This window comes from Streptomyces rubradiris (genome assembly GCF_016860525.1).
Lineage (GTDB): Bacteria > Actinomycetota > Actinomycetes > Streptomycetales > Streptomycetaceae > Streptomyces > Streptomyces rubradiris.
In genome coordinates, this window is record NZ_BNEA01000001.1 from 1,252,338 (window position 1) to 1,267,844 (window position 15,507).

The 15,507-nt window shown below is 73.0% G+C and carries 15 protein-coding genes and 1 tRNA gene; 6 read left to right on the forward strand and 10 right to left on the reverse strand.

Annotated elements, in window-relative coordinates; genetic code table 11:
* Window positions 1-41 precede the first annotated feature (41 nt).
* The 4 genes from mshC to Srubr_RS05830 form a co-directional block, all read right to left on the reverse strand.
* Complete coding sequence (mshC, locus tag Srubr_RS05815; protein ID WP_189996154.1) at window positions 42-1,271, reverse strand: cysteine--1-D-myo-inosityl 2-amino-2-deoxy-alpha-D-glucopyranoside ligase; 1,230 nt, start codon at window positions 1,269-1,271, stop codon at window positions 42-44.
* A 182-nt stretch (window positions 1,272-1,453) separates the two neighbouring features.
* Window positions 1,454-2,278, reverse strand: a complete 825-nt coding sequence (locus tag Srubr_RS05820; protein ID WP_189996153.1) for an SCO1664 family protein — start codon at window positions 2,276-2,278, stop codon at window positions 1,454-1,456.
* Window positions 2,242-2,832 carry a DUF3090 domain-containing protein gene (locus tag Srubr_RS05825; RefSeq protein WP_189996152.1) on the reverse strand — a complete coding sequence of 197 codons (591 nt, stop codon included), beginning with the start codon at window positions 2,830-2,832 and terminating at the stop codon, window positions 2,242-2,244. The genes Srubr_RS05820 and Srubr_RS05825 overlap by 37 nt, the downstream gene beginning before the upstream one ends.
* A gap of 97 nt (window positions 2,833-2,929) precedes the next feature.
* Complete coding sequence (locus Srubr_RS05830) at window positions 2,930-3,616, reverse strand: histidine phosphatase family protein (protein ID WP_189996151.1); 687 nt, start codon at window positions 3,614-3,616, stop codon at window positions 2,930-2,932.
* A 61-nt stretch (window positions 3,617-3,677) separates the two neighbouring features.
* Here Srubr_RS05830 and corA point away from each other — a divergent pair, with 61 nt between their 5' ends.
* Window positions 3,678-4,673, forward strand: coding sequence for a magnesium/cobalt transporter CorA (gene corA, locus Srubr_RS05835; RefSeq protein ID WP_189996150.1), 996 nt, complete (start codon window positions 3,678-3,680; stop codon window positions 4,671-4,673).
* A 36-nt stretch (window positions 4,674-4,709) separates the two neighbouring features.
* Here corA and Srubr_RS05840 read toward each other — a convergent pair whose 3' ends face one another.
* Complete coding sequence (locus Srubr_RS05840) at window positions 4,710-5,498, reverse strand: ferritin-like domain-containing protein (RefSeq protein ID WP_189996149.1); 789 nt, start codon at window positions 5,496-5,498, stop codon at window positions 4,710-4,712.
* A 297-nt stretch (window positions 5,499-5,795) separates the two neighbouring features.
* Window positions 5,796-6,851, reverse strand: a complete 1,056-nt coding sequence (locus tag Srubr_RS05845) for an LLM class F420-dependent oxidoreductase (protein ID WP_189996148.1) — start codon at window positions 6,849-6,851, stop codon at window positions 5,796-5,798.
* Between the two features lie 292 nt (window positions 6,852-7,143).
* Here Srubr_RS05845 and Srubr_RS05850 point away from each other — a divergent pair, with 292 nt between their 5' ends.
* Entirely contained in the window at window positions 7,144-8,127 is a 984-nt protein-coding gene (locus Srubr_RS05850; RefSeq protein ID WP_189996147.1) for an aldo/keto reductase, read from the forward strand.
* Window positions 8,124-10,781: a helix-hairpin-helix domain-containing protein gene (locus tag Srubr_RS05855; RefSeq protein ID WP_189996146.1), complete on the forward strand. Its 2,658-nt coding sequence runs from the start codon at window positions 8,124-8,126 to the stop codon at window positions 10,779-10,781. The genes Srubr_RS05850 and Srubr_RS05855 overlap by 4 nt, the downstream gene beginning before the upstream one ends.
* A 66-nt stretch (window positions 10,782-10,847) precedes the next feature.
* Here the strand turns inward: Srubr_RS05855 and Srubr_RS05860 are convergent, their stop codons facing one another.
* Entirely contained in the window at window positions 10,848-11,540 is a 693-nt protein-coding gene (locus tag Srubr_RS05860) for a hypothetical protein (protein WP_189996145.1), read from the reverse strand.
* A 47-nt stretch (window positions 11,541-11,587) separates the two neighbouring features.
* Between Srubr_RS05860 and Srubr_RS05865 the strand changes: the two genes are divergently transcribed.
* Window positions 11,588-11,776 carry a DUF5703 family protein gene (locus Srubr_RS05865; protein ID WP_043407302.1) on the forward strand — a complete coding sequence of 63 codons (189 nt, stop codon included), beginning with the start codon at window positions 11,588-11,590 and terminating at the stop codon, window positions 11,774-11,776.
* A 112-nt stretch (window positions 11,777-11,888) separates the two neighbouring features.
* Here the strand turns inward: Srubr_RS05865 and Srubr_RS41575 are convergent, their stop codons facing one another.
* The 3 genes from Srubr_RS41575 to Srubr_RS05880 form a co-directional block, all read right to left on the reverse strand.
* Window positions 11,889-12,737: a chaplin gene (locus Srubr_RS41575; protein WP_189996144.1), complete on the reverse strand. Its 849-nt coding sequence runs from the start codon at window positions 12,735-12,737 to the stop codon at window positions 11,889-11,891.
* Window positions 12,738-12,856: 119 nt separating this feature from the next.
* On the reverse strand, window positions 12,857-13,090 hold the full coding sequence (locus Srubr_RS05875; RefSeq protein WP_189996143.1) for a chaplin: 234 nt from the start codon (window positions 13,088-13,090) through the stop codon (window positions 12,857-12,859).
* A 173-nt stretch (window positions 13,091-13,263) separates the two neighbouring features.
* Entirely contained in the window at window positions 13,264-14,589 is a 1,326-nt protein-coding gene (locus tag Srubr_RS05880) for a M20/M25/M40 family metallo-hydrolase (RefSeq protein WP_189996142.1), read from the reverse strand.
* Between the two features lie 217 nt (window positions 14,590-14,806).
* On the opposite strand from Srubr_RS05880, the gene Srubr_RS05885 reads away from it, so the two are divergent.
* Window positions 14,807-14,894, forward strand: a tRNA-Leu gene (locus Srubr_RS05885).
* A gap of 171 nt (window positions 14,895-15,065) precedes the next feature.
* On the forward strand, window positions 15,066-15,506 hold the full coding sequence (locus Srubr_RS05890) for a recombinase family protein (RefSeq protein WP_268257585.1): 441 nt from the start codon (window positions 15,066-15,068) through the stop codon (window positions 15,504-15,506).
* The last annotated feature ends 1 nt before the right edge of the window (window position 15,507 follow it).

Below are 15,507 nucleotides of genomic sequence, written 5' to 3' on the forward strand. Positions count from 1 at the left end.
TCCCCGGCCGGGGAACCGCCCCTTCTTCTTGCCTCGCGGTTCTACAGGGCCACGCCGAGCAGCGCGTCCACCGCGCGCGTCACCAGGCCCGGGGCGCCCGTGTCCGTGCCGCCCGCTTCCTGCTGCCGGGCCGCCCAGCGGTCCACCGCCGCGAGGGCGGTGGGGGCGTCCAGGTCGTCGGCGAGGGCCTCGCGGATCTCCTCCACCAGGGCGTCGGCCGAGGGCCCGTCGGGGCGGGAGACCGCCGCGCGCCAGCGGCCGAGGCGGGCCACGGCGTCCTGGAGGACCTGGTCGGTCCACTCCCAGTCGGACCGGTAGTGGTGGGCCAGCAGGGCGAGGCGGATGGCGGCGGGGTCGACGCCGTCGCGGCGCAGCCGGGAGACGAAGACGAGGTTGCCCTTGGACTTGGACATCTTCTCGCCGTCGAGGGCGACCATGCCGGCGTGCACATAGGCCTTGGCCATGGGGAACTCGCCGGTGAGCACCTGGGCGTGCGAGGCGCCCATCTCGTGGTGCGGGAAGGCGAGGTCGGAGCCGCCGCCCTGGACGTCGAAGCCCATGCCGAGGTGGTCCAGGGCGATGGCCACGCACTCGATGTGCCAGCCGGGGCGGCCCCGGCCGAGCGAGCCGCCGTCCCAGCTGGGCTCGCCCTCGCGGGCCGCCATCCACAGCATCGGGTCCAGCGGGTTCTTCTTGCCCGGACGGTCCGGGTCACCGCCGCGTTCGGCGGACAGCAGCCGCATGGCGGCGGCGTCCAGGTGCGAGACCTTGCCGAAGTGCGGGTCGGACTCGACGGAGAAGTAGATGTCACCGTCCAGCTCGTAGGCCGCGCCGCTGTCACGCAGCCGCTCGACGAGCGGGACGATGCCGGGTATGGCCTCGACCGCGCCGATGTAGTGCCGCGGCGGAAGCATCCGCAGGGCGGTCATGTCCTCGCGGAAGAGGGCCGTCTCCTTCTCGGCGAGGGCGACCCAGTCGACGTTGTCCCGCTCGGCCCGCTCCAGCAGCGGATCGTCGACGTCGGTGACGTTCTGGACGTAGTGAACCTGCCGCTTGGTGTCGAGCCACACGCGCTGAACCAGGTCGAACGCGTTGTAGGTCGCCGCGTGACCCATGTGGGTCGCGTCGTACGGCGTGATGCCGCAGACGTAGAGGCGGGCGACGGGACCGGGGTCGAGGGTGACCGGACCGCCGGTCGCGGTGTCGTGGATCCTCAGGTCGCGGCCCTGACCAGGCAGGGCGGGGACCTCGGAAGCGGGCCAGGCATGCATGTACATGAGCCTAACCGGCCCTGACCCGCCTGTACGAACGGGATCGGGCCGGTTGGCCGGGTACGCGTTCTTGAACATCCGCGCGGCGTGTGCTGGGGGCCGGTCTGGCTCACCGTGCGTGGCCGGTCAGGTGCTCAGCGGGGTGGCCCGGGTGCTCGTACGGGAGGCCGCGCCCCGGGTGCTCATACCGGGGGCCAGGGAATGGCGGGCCAGTCGCCGCTCGGCTCCGGGTGCCGGCCGGAGGTGAGCAGCGCGTCGACCCGCGCGCGCGTGGCGTCGACCTCGGCCGTCGTGATCAGCGTGGCCAGCCGGGTGCCCAGCGGGCCGTCCAGGGCGTCCCGCAGTCCCTTGAGGACGCCGACGGCCTCCTCCGGCAGGGGTTCGCCCGCCCAGCCCCACAGCAGGGTGCGCAGCTTGCCGTCCACGTTGAAGGTGACGCCGTGGTCGATGCCGTAGAGCCGGCCGTCGGCGGTGGGCAGCAGGTGGCCGCCCTTGCGGTCGGCGTTGTTGATGACCGCGTCCAGGACGGCGAGCCGGCGCAGCCGCGGGTCGTCGGCGTGCACGAGCAGCGCGGTGCGGCCCTCGCCGACGTCGGCGAGCCCGACCGCCTTCCAGCCCGGCTCCGGCTCCTCGCCGTCGACCAGGGCGAGCAGCTCGGCCTCGGGGTGGACGTCGATCCACAGCTGGCACATGCCCTCGCCGTACGGGCCCTCGCGCAGCACGGTGGGCGGCACCAGGCCCCAGCCGGTGGCCTCGGACACCTCGTAGGCGGCCACCTCGCGGCCCGCCAGGGTGCCGTCGGGGAAGTCCCACAGGGGGCGCTCCCCGGCGACCGGCTTGTACACACAGGAGGCCTGGCGGCCGTCGAGGGCGACCGTGCAGAACAGGGCCGCGTTGGACGCCTCGCGGATCCGCCCGCGTACGGTCAGCTCACCGTGCGCGAGCAGTTCGGCCGGGTTCGCATCGGGCGTCACGCTCCGCGGCGGTATCCGTTCTGGCGCGGACATACGTGTCCTTCCGGATCGAGCGGGAGGCTGCACAGCGGGCACGGCGGCCGCCCGGCGTTGACGACGTCGAGGGCGCGCTTGGCGAAGGCCCGGGCCTGCGCGCCGGTCAGCCGGACCCGCAGCATCGGGGGTCCGTTCTCCTCGTCCTGGAGCAGGCGCTCCTCGGCCTCGGCGAGGTCTTCCTCGTTGTCGGCGTCCAGCTCCACCAGCGCCTGTGCCTCGACGATCATGCGCTGGTCCTCGCCGTCCCAGGCCAGGGCCATGGTGCCGACGCGGAACTCCTCCTCGATGGGAGTGTCGAGCGGTGCGGTGTCGGTGATCTCGGCGGGGGCGACGGCGGGGACGGCGGCGCTGCCGCCACTACGCCGTACGACCTCGTCCAGCAGTTCGTCCATGCGCTCGGCGAGCGCGGCCACCTGGGTCTTCTCCAGGGCCACGCTGGTCACCCGGGAGCCTGCGATGGCCTGGAGGAAGAACGTACGGCGCCCGGGCAGCCCGACCGTGCCGGCCACGAAGCGGTCCGGCTGGTCGTAGAGGAACACCTGACGGGACACGTCCTGTCTCCATAAAGTCGTGGTTTCGAGAGGTTCGGCGGTTGGCCGTACGGGAAAGCGAACGGGATCGGTCGCCTCACCCTACTGCGGCCGACGATCACGGTGCGCCCGCACCGCCTCCGACCGGTGCGTCACCCTCGCCGGGTTCCTCACGGGGGACGAGCGAAGCGAAGTCCCCGGTGTCGCCGAGGCGGATGAGGTACGGCCGGAGCCGGGTGTAGCGGATCACGGTGACGGAGCAGGGTTCGACGGAGATCCGCTGGAAGAGGTCGAGGTGCAGGCCGAGGGCGTCGGCCACGAGGGACTTGATGATGTCGCCGTGGGAGCACATCAGGTAGACGGCGTCGGCGCCGTGGTCGCGCTCCACGCGCGCGTTCCACTCGCGTACGGCCTCGGCGGCGCGGGTCTGCATGGCCCGCATGGACTCGCCGCCGGGGAAGGCGGCGGCGGACGGGTGGGTCTGTACGACCTCCATCAGCGGCTCGTCCTTCAGCTCGGCGAGCTTGCGGCCGGACCAGTCGCCGTAGTGGCACTCGCCGATCCGTTCGTCGGTGTGGGAGCGCAGGCCGGGGCGGGCCTCCAGCAGCGGGCGCACGGTTTCCTGGCAGCGCTGCAGGGGGCTCGCGACCACCTCGGAGATCGGCAGTCCGGCGAGCCGGCCGGGCAGCGCGGCGGCCTGCGCGGCGCCGCGTTCGTCCAGGGCGACGCCGGGCGTCCACCCGGCGAGCAGGCCGGAGGTGTTGGCGGTGGAGCGTCCGTGCCTTACGAGGATCAGCGTGGGCATGCGGCAAGGGTAGGCGCATGGGGAAGTGCGCCGTTGACCGGGCGAAGGGAGAATGCGCTCCGTGATCGTCGACTGCGCCGTCTACCGGCACGGGCACCGCAGTGAGGGGCCCGCGGACCTGTCCGACGCGCTCGCCGGGGCCAGGGCCGCGGGCGGCTTCGTGTGGATCGGCCTGTACGAGCCCTCCGAGCGGGAGTTCGACCTGGTCAGCCAGGAGTTCGGGCTGCATCCGCTGGCCGTGGAGGACGCCTTGAAGGCACATCAGCGGCCCAAGCTGGAGGTGTACGACGACTCGCTGTTCATGGTGCTGAAGCCGGTGGTGTACGAGCCCGAGAGCGACGCGGTCTCGGCCGGTGAGGTGATGGTCTTCGTCGGCGAGAGTTTCGTGGTGACGGTGCGCCACGGGGAGGGTTCGCCGCTGGCGGCCGTGCGGCAGCGGCTGGAGCAGGAACCGGAAATGCTGGACAAGGGTCCCACCGCCGTGCTGTACGCGATCGCCGACGCCACCGTGGACCACTATCTGGAGGTGGCGACGGAGCTGCAGAACGACCTGGACGAGCTGGAGGCGGAGGTGTTCCGGCCGGACACCGGCGGGTCCCGCAACACCGCGTCCCGGATCTACACCTTCAAGCGGCAGATCCTGGAGTTCCGCCGGGCGACCGGCCCGCTGGCGCTGCCGCTGGCCCGGCTGGCCGGCAGCGGCCCGCTGGGCAACTCGGTGCCGTTCGTGCACGACGACTCCCGGCCCTTCTTCCGGGACGTGGGCGATCACCTCACGCGCGTGAACGAGTCCGTGGAGGCCCTGGACCGGCTGGTCTCGGACATCCTGTCGGCGCACCTGGCGCAGATGAGCGTCCGGCAGAACGACGACATGCGGAAGATCTCCTCGTGGGCGGCGATGGCGGCGGTGCCCACGATGATCGCGGGGATCTACGGCATGAACTTCGACCACATGCCCGAGCTGCACTGGCTGTGGTCGTACCCGGCGGTGATCGTGCTGATGGCCGCGCTGGAGGTGCTGTTGTACCGGCTGTTCAAGCGGCGCGGCTGGTTGTGAGCGGGGTCGGGCGGCCCGGTTGGTGGTGAGCGCGGTTCACGCGGCTTCGGGTGCGGGGGCCGGGGGGCTGCCGAGGGCGTCGCGGCGCTCGGGCGTGCGGAGGGCGGCCATGCGGTGCCGGCCGACGAGACGTTCCCAGGCGTACGTGGCGTGGACGCCGGCCGCGAGCAGCGCCCGTTTCGGCTTCGGCCAGCCCAGGATGCGGCCCATGTACGCCATGACGGCGAGGCTGACGTCCCGGTGGACGCGGATCTCGGCGAGCGCGTACACGCGCAGGGTGCGCGGGATCAGCCGGCCGTGTCCGGCGGCGGCCAGGCGCAGCAGTTCCTCGTGGGCGTAGGCCAGGTGGTTGTCCTCGTCCGCCGCGATCACGCGGAGGGCCCTGCCGATCTCCGGGTGGTCGCCGAAGTACCGGACCAGCAGTGCCATCTGGTCGGCGGCGCGCTGTTCGGTGACCCGGCTGTGCGCGAGGTAGACGACGATGTCCGGGACGGTGAGCGGCTCGTCCCGGCGGAGCCGGTCGTGGGCGAGGCCGATGCCGCGCCGTTCCAGGAGCATGGTGTAGTCGGTCTCCGGCGGGACCGGGACGGGGTCGAGCCCGCGCTTCTTCAGCAGGGCGCGGAAGATGCGGCCGTGCTTGTCCTCGTCGGCGCCGTGCCGGGCGATCTTCGGGGCGAGCGCGCGTTCCCCGTCCGGGACCAGCGCGGCGATCCGGCCGTTCTCCCAGCCGCCCTGGGCCTCCCCGCCGGCGGCGATGGAGCAGAAGAGCCGGAAGGACTCGTCGTGGTCGAGGATCTCCTGGAACAGACTCCTGGCCGACAGCATCGCAGCACCTCTCCGCTCCACAGGGTTCCGCGGGCCTACCGGGGGCTCTGGTGGCTTTCGGGGCTTCGGGGGCTCGCGAGACCGAGTCAAATGCGGGCAGAAAGAAGGCGCAACAGGGCAGTCGACCGAATCGGCCGAACGAAGGACCGCGAAGGCGGGAAGAAGCCGGGAAAGAAGCGCGCCGAGGGTCGTAACCGCGCGGCGCCGGTGGCGTTGTTCCCGGTGACGGCCGTGGCGGGGAAGACCCCCGAGCCCCCACCACGGCCGCGAAAGTCCCCCCCTCCCGCGGAGCTGCGCTCACGCCAGCCCGGCGCGCTCCAGGGCCTCACTGCCGGCCCGCAGGGAGGCGAGCCGCTCCTCGAGCGTGAAGCCGGCCGGGGCCAGGCTGAGGGTCGTGACCCCGGCGGCGGCGTAGGCCTTCATCCGGTCGGCGATCCGGTCGACGGAGCCCAGCAGCGTCGTGCGGTCGATGAGGTCCTGCGGGACCGCGGCGGCGGCGCCCTGCTTGTCCCCGGACAGATATTTCCGCTGGATCTCGGCGGCCTCCTCCTCGTACCCCATGCGCTGGGCGAGCTGGTTGTAGAAGTTCTGCTTGGCGCTGCCCATGCCGCCGACATACAGCGCGGTGTACGGGCGGAAGGTGTCGGCGAGCCGGGCCACGTCCTTGTCGTCGCCGAGGGCGATCGGCAGGGTCGGGCACACGTCGAACCCGTCCAGCGTCAGCCCCGCCCTCTCCCGCCCGGCGCGCAGGTACTTGACCGTGGTCTCCTCCAGGTGCTCGGCGGAGGGGAAGATCAGCAGCGCGCCGTCGGCGATCTCACCGGTCTGCTCCAGGTTCTTCGGGCCGATGGCGGCGATGTAGAGCGGGATGTGCTCGCGCTGCGGGTGCACGGTCAGCTTGATGGGCTTGCCGGGGCCGCCGGGCAGCGGCAGCGTCCAGTGCTCCCCCTCGAACGTCAGCCGCTCCCGGGTCATCGCCTTGCGGACGATCTCCACGTACTCGCGGGTGCGGGACAGCGGCTTGTCGAACTTCACGCCGTACCAGCCCTCGGAGACCTGCGGGCCGGAGACGCCGAGGCCGAGCCGGAACCGGCCGCCGGAGAGCGAGTCCAGCGTGGCCGCGGTCATCGCCGTCATCGCGGGCTGGCGGGCCGGGATCTGGAAGATGGCGGAGCCGACGTCGATGCGCTCGGTCTGCGCGGCGACCCAGCTGAGCACGGTGGCCGCGTCGGAGCCGTAGGCCTCGGCGGCCCAGCACACCGCGTAGCCCAGCCGGTCGGCCTCCTGTGCCACGGCCAGGTTGTCGCCGTCCATTCCGGCACCCCAGTAACCGAGGTTGATCCCGAGCTGCATGCGCGATTCCCCTTACCCGTGAGTAACGTGCTTGTGGGGCAGACCTTAGCGCGGGGACCGGGGGGGTGGGAGGGCGGAGCGGCGGCGGACGGGCGGAGGGTCCCCGTGCCTCTTCGGGAGAGGGAAAGGCGGGGCATCGGCTTCGGGAGGGGGAAGGGCAGGGGCGGTCGACCTCGGCAGACGGAACGGCGGGAAGTCCCCGCGCGGAGACGGAACGCGGGAGTCGTCCCCTTCGGGGGTGGTTATCCACAGGCAACCCATCGCACCGGTTCTGGCCAGTAATCTCGCCCGCATGGAGCAGAGGCATCTCGGCCGTACCGGCCTGCGCGTGTCCCGGATCGGACTCGGCACCCTCACCTGGGGGCGGGACACCGACGAGCACGACGCCGCTGACATGCTGAAGACGTTCTGGGAGGCCGGCGGCACCCTCGTCGACACCGCCGACGTGTACGGCGACGGGGAGGCGGAGTATCTGCTCGGGCGGCTCATGGACGGGCTGGTGCCGCGCCGGGATCTGGTCATCTCCACCAAGGCCGGCAGCGTGCCCGACCCCGAGCGCCGCTTCGACGGCTCCCGGGGCCACCTGCTCGCCGCGCTCGACGCCTCCCTCGCCCGCCTCGGCACGGAGTACGTCGACCTGTGGCACATCCACGCCTACGACACCGAGACCCCCCTGGAGGAGACGCTCCAGGCCCTCGACCTGGCGGTGAGCAGCGGCCGGGCCCGGTACGCCGGTGTCTCGAACTTCTGCGGCTGGCAGCTGGCCAAGGCGGCCACCTGGCAGCTCGCGGCGCCGGGCACCCGCACCCGGCTGGCCAGCACCCAGATGGAGTACTCGCTGCTCCAGCGCGGTGTGGAGCGCGAGGTGCTGCCGGCCGCGCTCGACCTCGGCGTGGGCCTGCTGCCGTCCTCGCCGCTCGGCCGGGGCGTGCTCACCGGGAAGTACCGGCACGCCACCCCGCCGGATTCGCGCGGTGCCTCCGAGGACCTCGCGCCGTTCGTCGAGCCGTACCTGGACGACACCGCGACCCGCATCGTGGACGCGGTGACGACGGCGGCCGACGGGCTCGCGGTGACCCCGCTCCAGGTGGCGCTGGCGTGGGTGCGGGACCGGCCCGGGGTGGCCGCGCCGATCGTCGGCGCGCGCACCGCGCAGCAGCTCACGGCGGCGTTGTCAGTGGAGGCCCTTAGTCTTCCTGACGAGATCTGCCGGGCGCTGGACGATGTGTCGGCGCCCGTGCACCGCTATCCCGATCACGACTGGAGCACGCTGTGAGCACGGAGCCGGAGACCACGGAGGAAGCCGGGCCGGGGACGCCGGACACCCGTGGGACACGGGAGGGGGGCACCGAGGGGAGCGCCGGCGGGAACGCCGACGCGAGTACGGAGGACATCGGTGCCGTTGAGGGCGACGATGCCGGTGCCGGCGCCTCGGAGGGCGACGGTACCCCTGAGGAGGCCGGTGCCTCGGAGCACGACGGTGCGTCGGAGGGCGACGGTCCTGAGGAGGCCGGTGCCTCGGCGGGTGCCGAGGGTGCCGCCGGGGAGGGCGCGGGCGACGCGGGTGCGTTGTCCGAGGCGGAGGCCGAGCTGGCCGCGCAGCGGATCGAGCGGGAGCGGATCGAGCGGCGCAAGGCCGAGAAGAAGGGACCCATCGCCAGCGGCACCAAGCTCAGCGGCAAGGCGGCCGACCTGCTCGCGGCGGTCCGGGCGGTGGAGAGCGGCGAGAAGCCGGTGGCCACGGTGTTCACCGAGCCGGCCCCGGCACCGCGCCGCCCCGCCCCGGAACCGGTGCGCCGGCCCCAGCCCGCCCCCGCCCCCGTCGCGCCCGCCGCCCCCGCGCCGGAGACCGTCGACGCCGTGCGCCGGGTACTGGCCGAGGGCGGCGCGCCGGACAGCCTGGCCCCCCAGGTGGCCGCGGTGCTCGGCGAGGGCGCCGGCACCACGCTCCGGGAGGACCCCTGGCAGCTGCTCCGGGTCGGCGGGGTACGGCCGGAGCAGGCCGACGGCTTCGCGCGGGCGCTGCTCGGGCCGGGCTGCGGCCCGGGTGACGCGCGGCGCGGCCGGGCGGTGACGGTCTGGCTGCTGGAGCAGGCGGCCGTGGCCGGGCACACCGCCCTGGAGCTGCCCACGCTCACCGCGGCGCTCGGCCGGCAGGGCGTGCCGGATCCGGACGCGGCGGTACAGGACACGCTCGCCGAGGGTGAGGCGCTGGTGTTCCAGGACGCCTTGGAGGAGCCCGGCGCGTCCGCGCCCCAGGACGCCGACGAGGAGCAGGAGCGGCCGGTCCGGGTCCTGGTCGGTCTGGAGCGGTACGCCATGGCGGAGGAGAGCCTCGCCGACGGCCTGGCCCGGCTGGCCAACTCCGTGCCCGAGGAGGCCGGGCAGGCGTGGGAGGCGGTCACGGCCGGGCTGTCCGGCGGCGCGGCCGAGCTGGCCCGCGCGGTCGCGGGACACGGTCTGGTGCTGCACACCGGCGGCGAGGCGGCCCGCGCGGAACCGGCCGCGCTGCTCGCCGCCGCCCGCGCGGCGGGCCTGCGGGCCTACGCCGCCTGCCACACCCTGGACGGCCGCAGCCGCCTGACGGCACACCTGGGAGCGGCCTCCGGGCGGGAGGGAGCAGCCACGGGACGTCCGGTGGCGAATCCGGCACGGCAGGGCGAGGCCACGGCACGGCCGATGGCAGATCCCGCACCGCAGGGCCAGGCCACGGCACGGCCGATGGCAGATCCCGCACCGCAGGGCCAGGCCACGGCACGGCCGATGGCAGATCCCGCACGGCAGGGCGAGGTCACGGCACGGCCGAGCGGGCACCCGGCCCAGCCGGGGACAGCCTCGGTAGAGCCGGACGCGCCCCCCGCACAGCCAGGCGCGGCCCCCGCACAGCCGGGAGCAGCCCCCGAAGTGCCGAGCGCGGCCCCTGTGCGGCCGGGACCGGGCGGGCACCCGGGCCCGTCGGCCGTGGAGCCGGGTGCTCACGGGGTCGTCACCGTTTCCGGGCTGCTGGCCGGGGTCGAAGGGCCGGGGCGCGACGCCGACGGGGCTCTGGATGTCGATCTGCTGATCGTGCTGGACGCGCCGCAGCTCGATGTGGAGGGTGCCGCGATGCTGGTGGAGTCGTTGCCCGACGGGGCGCGGCTCGTGCTCAGCGGTGACCCCGGGGTGCTGTGGTCGGCCGGGCCGGGCCGGATCTTCGCCGACCTGCTCGCGGCCCGGATCTGCCCGCAGGCCGTCTCCCGCGTGCCGGACCCCGGCCCGCTGGGCGAGCTGGTCTCCGGCATCGGCGTCGGCGAGCTGAACCAGGTCGCCGCCCCCGGCAAGGAGATCGTCATCGTGCCGGTGCGGGACGCGGGCGAGGCGGTGCACCGGACGGTGCAACTGGTGGCGGACTCGGTGCCGCGGGCGATCGGCGTCCCGGCCGACCAGACCGTGGTGATCACCCCGGGCCACGGCGGCGCCGCGGGCACCCGCGCCCTCAACTCCGCGCTGAAGCAGCGCCTCAACCCCGGTCCCGGCCGGTTCGGCGGCTTCGACCCCGGTGACCGGATCGCCTACTCCCCCGCGCCGGGGCGTACGGTGCCGGGCGTGGTGGTGAAGGCCGACGCCGACGGGCTGCACCTGTCGTGCGCCGGCGCCCCCGTCGTCGTACCGCGCGAGCGGGTGGAGGGCAGTGTCCGGCACGGCTGGGCGCTCACCGCGCACCAGGCGGCGGGTGCCCGCTGGCCGGCGGCGGTCGTGGTGCTGCCCGGCGACGCGGCGCAGGCGCTCAGCCGTCCGTGGGTGTACACGGCGTTCGGCCGGGCGGAACGCCACCTGTCCGTGGTGCACGGCGTGGAGCAGGCCCTGCCGAGGGCGGTCGCGGAGGTCCCGGCCAAGCCCCGCACCACTCGCCTGGGGACCCTGCTGCGCACGCAGGCGCCGGCGAGCTGATCCCGCCCGGGGGGAATCCGGCGGTGCCGTACCGGGCCCGGCCCGCACGGCACCGCCGGTCCCGCCTCACTTGTCGGCGTCGAGCGGCTCCAGCTCCTCGTCGTCGTCCTCGACGAAGTCCAGCTCGTCCTCGTCCTCGTCGTCGGAGGCGTCGTCATCGAAGACGGCGCTCACGTCGAAGCGGCACACCACCGCTTGCGGGTCGATGTGCTCGAACGGCGCCGCCAGCCACTCCCCGGCCTCGGGCGGTTCCTCGGCCGCCGTGACCCAGAGCGTGGAGTCGCCCTCCTCCAGGCCGAACTCCTTGTGCCGGGAGGCGATCTCGTCCGGTTCGAACTCGCCGAACAGGATTCCGAGCGCGCCGGGGACGCTCGCGGCGGCCCCGTCCTCGTCGCCGCCGTCGTCGTACTCCGCCGCCTCGACCCGCTGGGCCTGGGCCAGCAGTCGCTGGGGTTCCGCCACGGTGTAGTCGCGGCGGACCAGCACACTGATCGCATGCGGTTCCCCGGGCCCGGCGTACGGCGGCAGGGTGTCCTCGGCGCCGGGGATCTCGAAGGGCGTGACCTCGTCGTAGCGGTCGTAGAGCAGCTCGTCGTACGCCTCGGCGGCTGCGGCCAGCTGGTTGAACGCCTCGGAGACGGCCGGGTCGTCCTCCCCCGACCTGCGTTCGATCGCAGCCAGATGACGGTCGAGCGCGGTCTTGACCGCCTCGGCGGCGGCGCGTACCTCGGCAGCGGTGGGCTGCGCAGCATCAGACATAGTGCAGACGCTATCCGTACCGGGCACCAGCCCGCACAATAGATGCGATGCCGGAATACGAATTTGTCGACGTGTACGTGCCTCGCGGGGTCTCCCGCAAGGAGGCGACGCGTCTGCTGACGGATCATGCCGAGTACGGACACTGGGAGTTGGACCGACTGAGTCTGTTGCGCGACGGCAGTCGCAAGGTGCGGCTGCGCCGGCGGATCATCCGCCAGGTGCGAGCCACATGGTGAGCCCGGCATCCGAGCCGGACACGTACGGAGCGGGCCCCGCCGGCATGGCAGGGCCCGCTCCGTTTTCCGCTCGCCGCTGTGCGGTCACCCTGTGCCGGTCACCGCGGTGCGATCATCGCGCGGCCCGGGCCTTGCGGTAGAGGACCGTACCGGCGAGCAGCGCGGCGGCGCCGGCCGGCAGCGCGATGCCGAGCGGCACGTCACCGCCGGTGTGCGCGAGTTGACCGCCGGTCTGCGGCTGGAGCGGGCGGCCCGCCTCCGCAGTGACCTGGGACCCGCCGCGGGGGCCGGGGCCGTGCCCGGCCGGCGGGGTGCCCGGGCCGGGGCGGCCGGGCTGACCGGGCTCGCCGGGCTCAACGGGGTCGCCCGGCTGAGCAGGGTGCCCCGGCTGCCACGGTTTCCCCGGGTCGCCCGGCTTCCCGGGCTCACCCGGATGCCCCGGGCGGCCCGGTCCGGTCGGCTCACCCGGCCCTCCCGGCCTTTGCGGCTTCCCGGGCGGGTTGCCGTACCCCCCGTCGCCGGCGCAGTCGTTGCCCGTCGTGGTGTTGCCCACACCGATGACGTCGACGCTGTTGCCGCACACGTTCACCGGGATGTCGACCGGCACCTGCACGGTGTTGCCGGATCCGACGCCCGGCGAGCCGCCGGTGCGACCGTCCGCGCGCGAGCCGCCGGAGCCGCTGCCCGCGGAACCGCCCGGCCGGTTCCCCGAAGTGCCGCCGTGGTGGGCGCACTTGTTCCCCACCGACGGGTTGAGCAGCCCGACGACGTTCACGGTGTTGCCGCAGATGTTCACCGGAGCGTGCACCGGTGCCTGCACCGTGTTGCCGGACAGTACGCCGGGTGAGTCCCCGGCGGCGCCCCTGGCGCCCGAGTCGGCGTGTGCGTAGCCGCTCGCGGCGGCGATCACACCGGTCGCGGCGGCCATGGTCATCAGGCCTTTGCGCGTGCCCTCACGCATGCTGGATTCCCCCCTGCCTTCCGTGCTTTCGTTCTTCCGAAAAGCCGGTCGGCCCCGGAGCGCGTGGCGCGCGCTCCGGGGCCGACGGCTCGTAAAGGACGCCCCTCAGGGAGCCTGCGTCACTTGTTGACGCAGGCGTTGCCGAAGGCGGGGTTCAGGACGCCGACCACGTCGATCGTGTTGCCGCACACGTTCACCGGGACGTGGATGGGCGCCTGGATGACGTTGCCGGACACGACACCCGGGGAGTTCAGGGCGGCACCCTGAGCACCGGAGTCGGCGACGGCGAGGCCCGCACCCGCGAGAACCAGACCACCGGTGGCGGCCGCAGCTGCGACGACCTTCTTGATCATTCTTCCTCCTAGTTGGCAATGCGACCCCAAGGCGCGGGATCACATCAGATGCAACGAGGAGGAACTAATGAAGCTACGAACTGATCGTCTCATTCACCCGTCTCAGCGCGCCTCGTACGACTGCCCGAATATCGCGGCGTACGCCCCGGCCCGGGGAGGGCGCGGGCGCGGCCTCACGACGCGTCGATGAACCGGTCGAGCACCCGCACGCCGAACTGCAGCCCGTCGACCGGCACCCGCTCGTCCACGCCGTGGAACATGCCGGCGAAGTCCAGCTCCGGCGGCAGCTTCAGCGGGGCGAAGCCGAAGCCGCGGATACCGAGGTCGTCGAAGGACTTGGCGTCGGTGCCGCCGGAGAGCATGTACGGGATCGCCTTGGCGGTCGGGTCCTCGGCGAGCAGCGCGGACTGCATGGCCGCCACCAGGGGGCCGTCGAAGCCGGTCTCCAGCGCCTTGTCGGAGTGCACGTCCTCGCGGCGGACGTTCGGGCCGAGCAGCCGGTCGAGGTCGGCGAGGAACTCCTCCTCGTGACCGGGCAGGAACCGCCCGTCGATGTGGGCGGTGGCCTCGCCCGGAATGACGTTGACCTTGTAGCCGGCGTTCAGCTGGGTGGGGTTGGCGGTGTTGCTCAGGGTCGCGCCGATCAGCTTGGCGATGCCACCGAGCTTGGCGATGGTGGCCTCCATGTCCTCCGGGTCCAGCTCGGTGCCGAGCGCGTCGCCCAGCTCGTCGAGGAAGGCCCGGGTGGTCTTGGTGACCCGCACCGGGAACTTGTGCCGGCCGACCCGGGCCACCGCCTCCGACAGCTCGGTGATGGCGTTGTCCCGGTGGATCATCGACCCGTGCCCGGCGGTGCCGGCCACGGTCAGCTTCATCCAGTGCATGCCCTTCTCGGCCGTCTGGATCAGATAGAGCCGCCGCTCGTCGTCGACTGTGAAGGAGAAGCCGCCGACCTCGCTGATGGCCTCGGTGACCCCCTCGAACAGCTCGGGGTGGTGGTCGACCAGGTAGCGGGCGCCGTACGTGCCGCCCGCCTCCTCGTCGGCGAGGAAGGCGACCACGATGTCCCGCGGGGGCCGGCGCCCGCTGCGCAGCCGGTCGCGGACGACCGCCAGCGTCATGGCGTCCATGTCCTTCATGTCGACGGCGCCGCGTCCCCATACGCAGCCGTCGGCGATCTCCCCGGAGAACGGGTCGTGGGTCCAGTCGACCGCGTTGGCCGGTACGACGTCCAGGTGGCCGTGGATGAGCAGCGCGGGCCGGGACGGGTCCTCGCCCTCGATCCGGGCCACCGTGGAGGCGCGGCCGGGGTGCGACTCGTAGATCTTCGGCTCCAGCCCGACCTCGGCGAGCTTCTCGGCGACCCATTCGGCGGCCTTGCGCTCGCCGGGGCCGGAGTGGTCGCCGTAGTTGCTGGTGTCGAACCGGATCAGCTCGCGGCAGAGGTCCACGACCTCGTCCTCGCCGGTGACGGTCCTGGCCGTGCCCGTCTCGCTCACGATGCTTCCTCCCGCTGTCGCTGCTGGTGGTCCCCCTCATCCTCTCTCCGGCCCCGCCCCGGGCCCAAGACCGGGCCCCGCCTGTGACACGCCGTTCACGCGCGCCCGTCCCCGGGGACGGGGGGTGATCGGACACCCCCGAAAGCCTGGTAATGTTTCCTTCGTCGCCGCGAGGGAAACCCCGCCGAAAGGGAGGATCTCGCACGACAGACACCTTGTCCGGGTGGCGGAATGGCAGACGCGCTAGCTTGAGGTGCTAGTGCCCTTTATCGGGCGTGGGGGTTCAAGTCCCCCCTCGGACACCAGCGAGAGACCCCAGTTGATCTGGGGTCTTTCTGTTTCTCCGGCTGTGGCGTGACCAAGCGCGTGACCAACAGCCGAGCGAACTTCCTGGTCAGACCAGGGATGACAGGCCGATTCGGGCAGCGCTGGAAGCGGCCAGCTTCTTCGCTCCCTCGGCGCGACGCCTGCCGGCGTTGGCTCTGGCGCGAGAGATCAAGACAGCCGCCCCGAACCAACCGGTGATCCTCACGGTGGTGGAGATGAAGCGCCTTGCCCGCAACGCGGCAGAACTCATGACGTTGTCCTCCACCCTGCAAGCGGACGGCATCCAACCGGAACTCCTCTCCGGCCCCTTGCAGGGTGTGTACGACCCGAACGGGGCAGGCGCGATCGTGTTCGCCGTCCTGGCCGTGGCCGCCGAGGTAGAGCGGGAAGGCATCCGGGAGAAGACGTTGGAGGGGCTGGACACTGCGGCCCGCAAGGGCAACCACGGGGGACGCCCCTCCGTCGTGGACGACGACAAGCTAGCCGTAGCCCGTGCCCGGCACGCCAAGGGAGAGAGCGTCACCGCCATCGCCAAGGCGCTGGGGATCTCCCGTGCGACTTTGTACCGGCACATCGGTGAGAGCGCCTGAG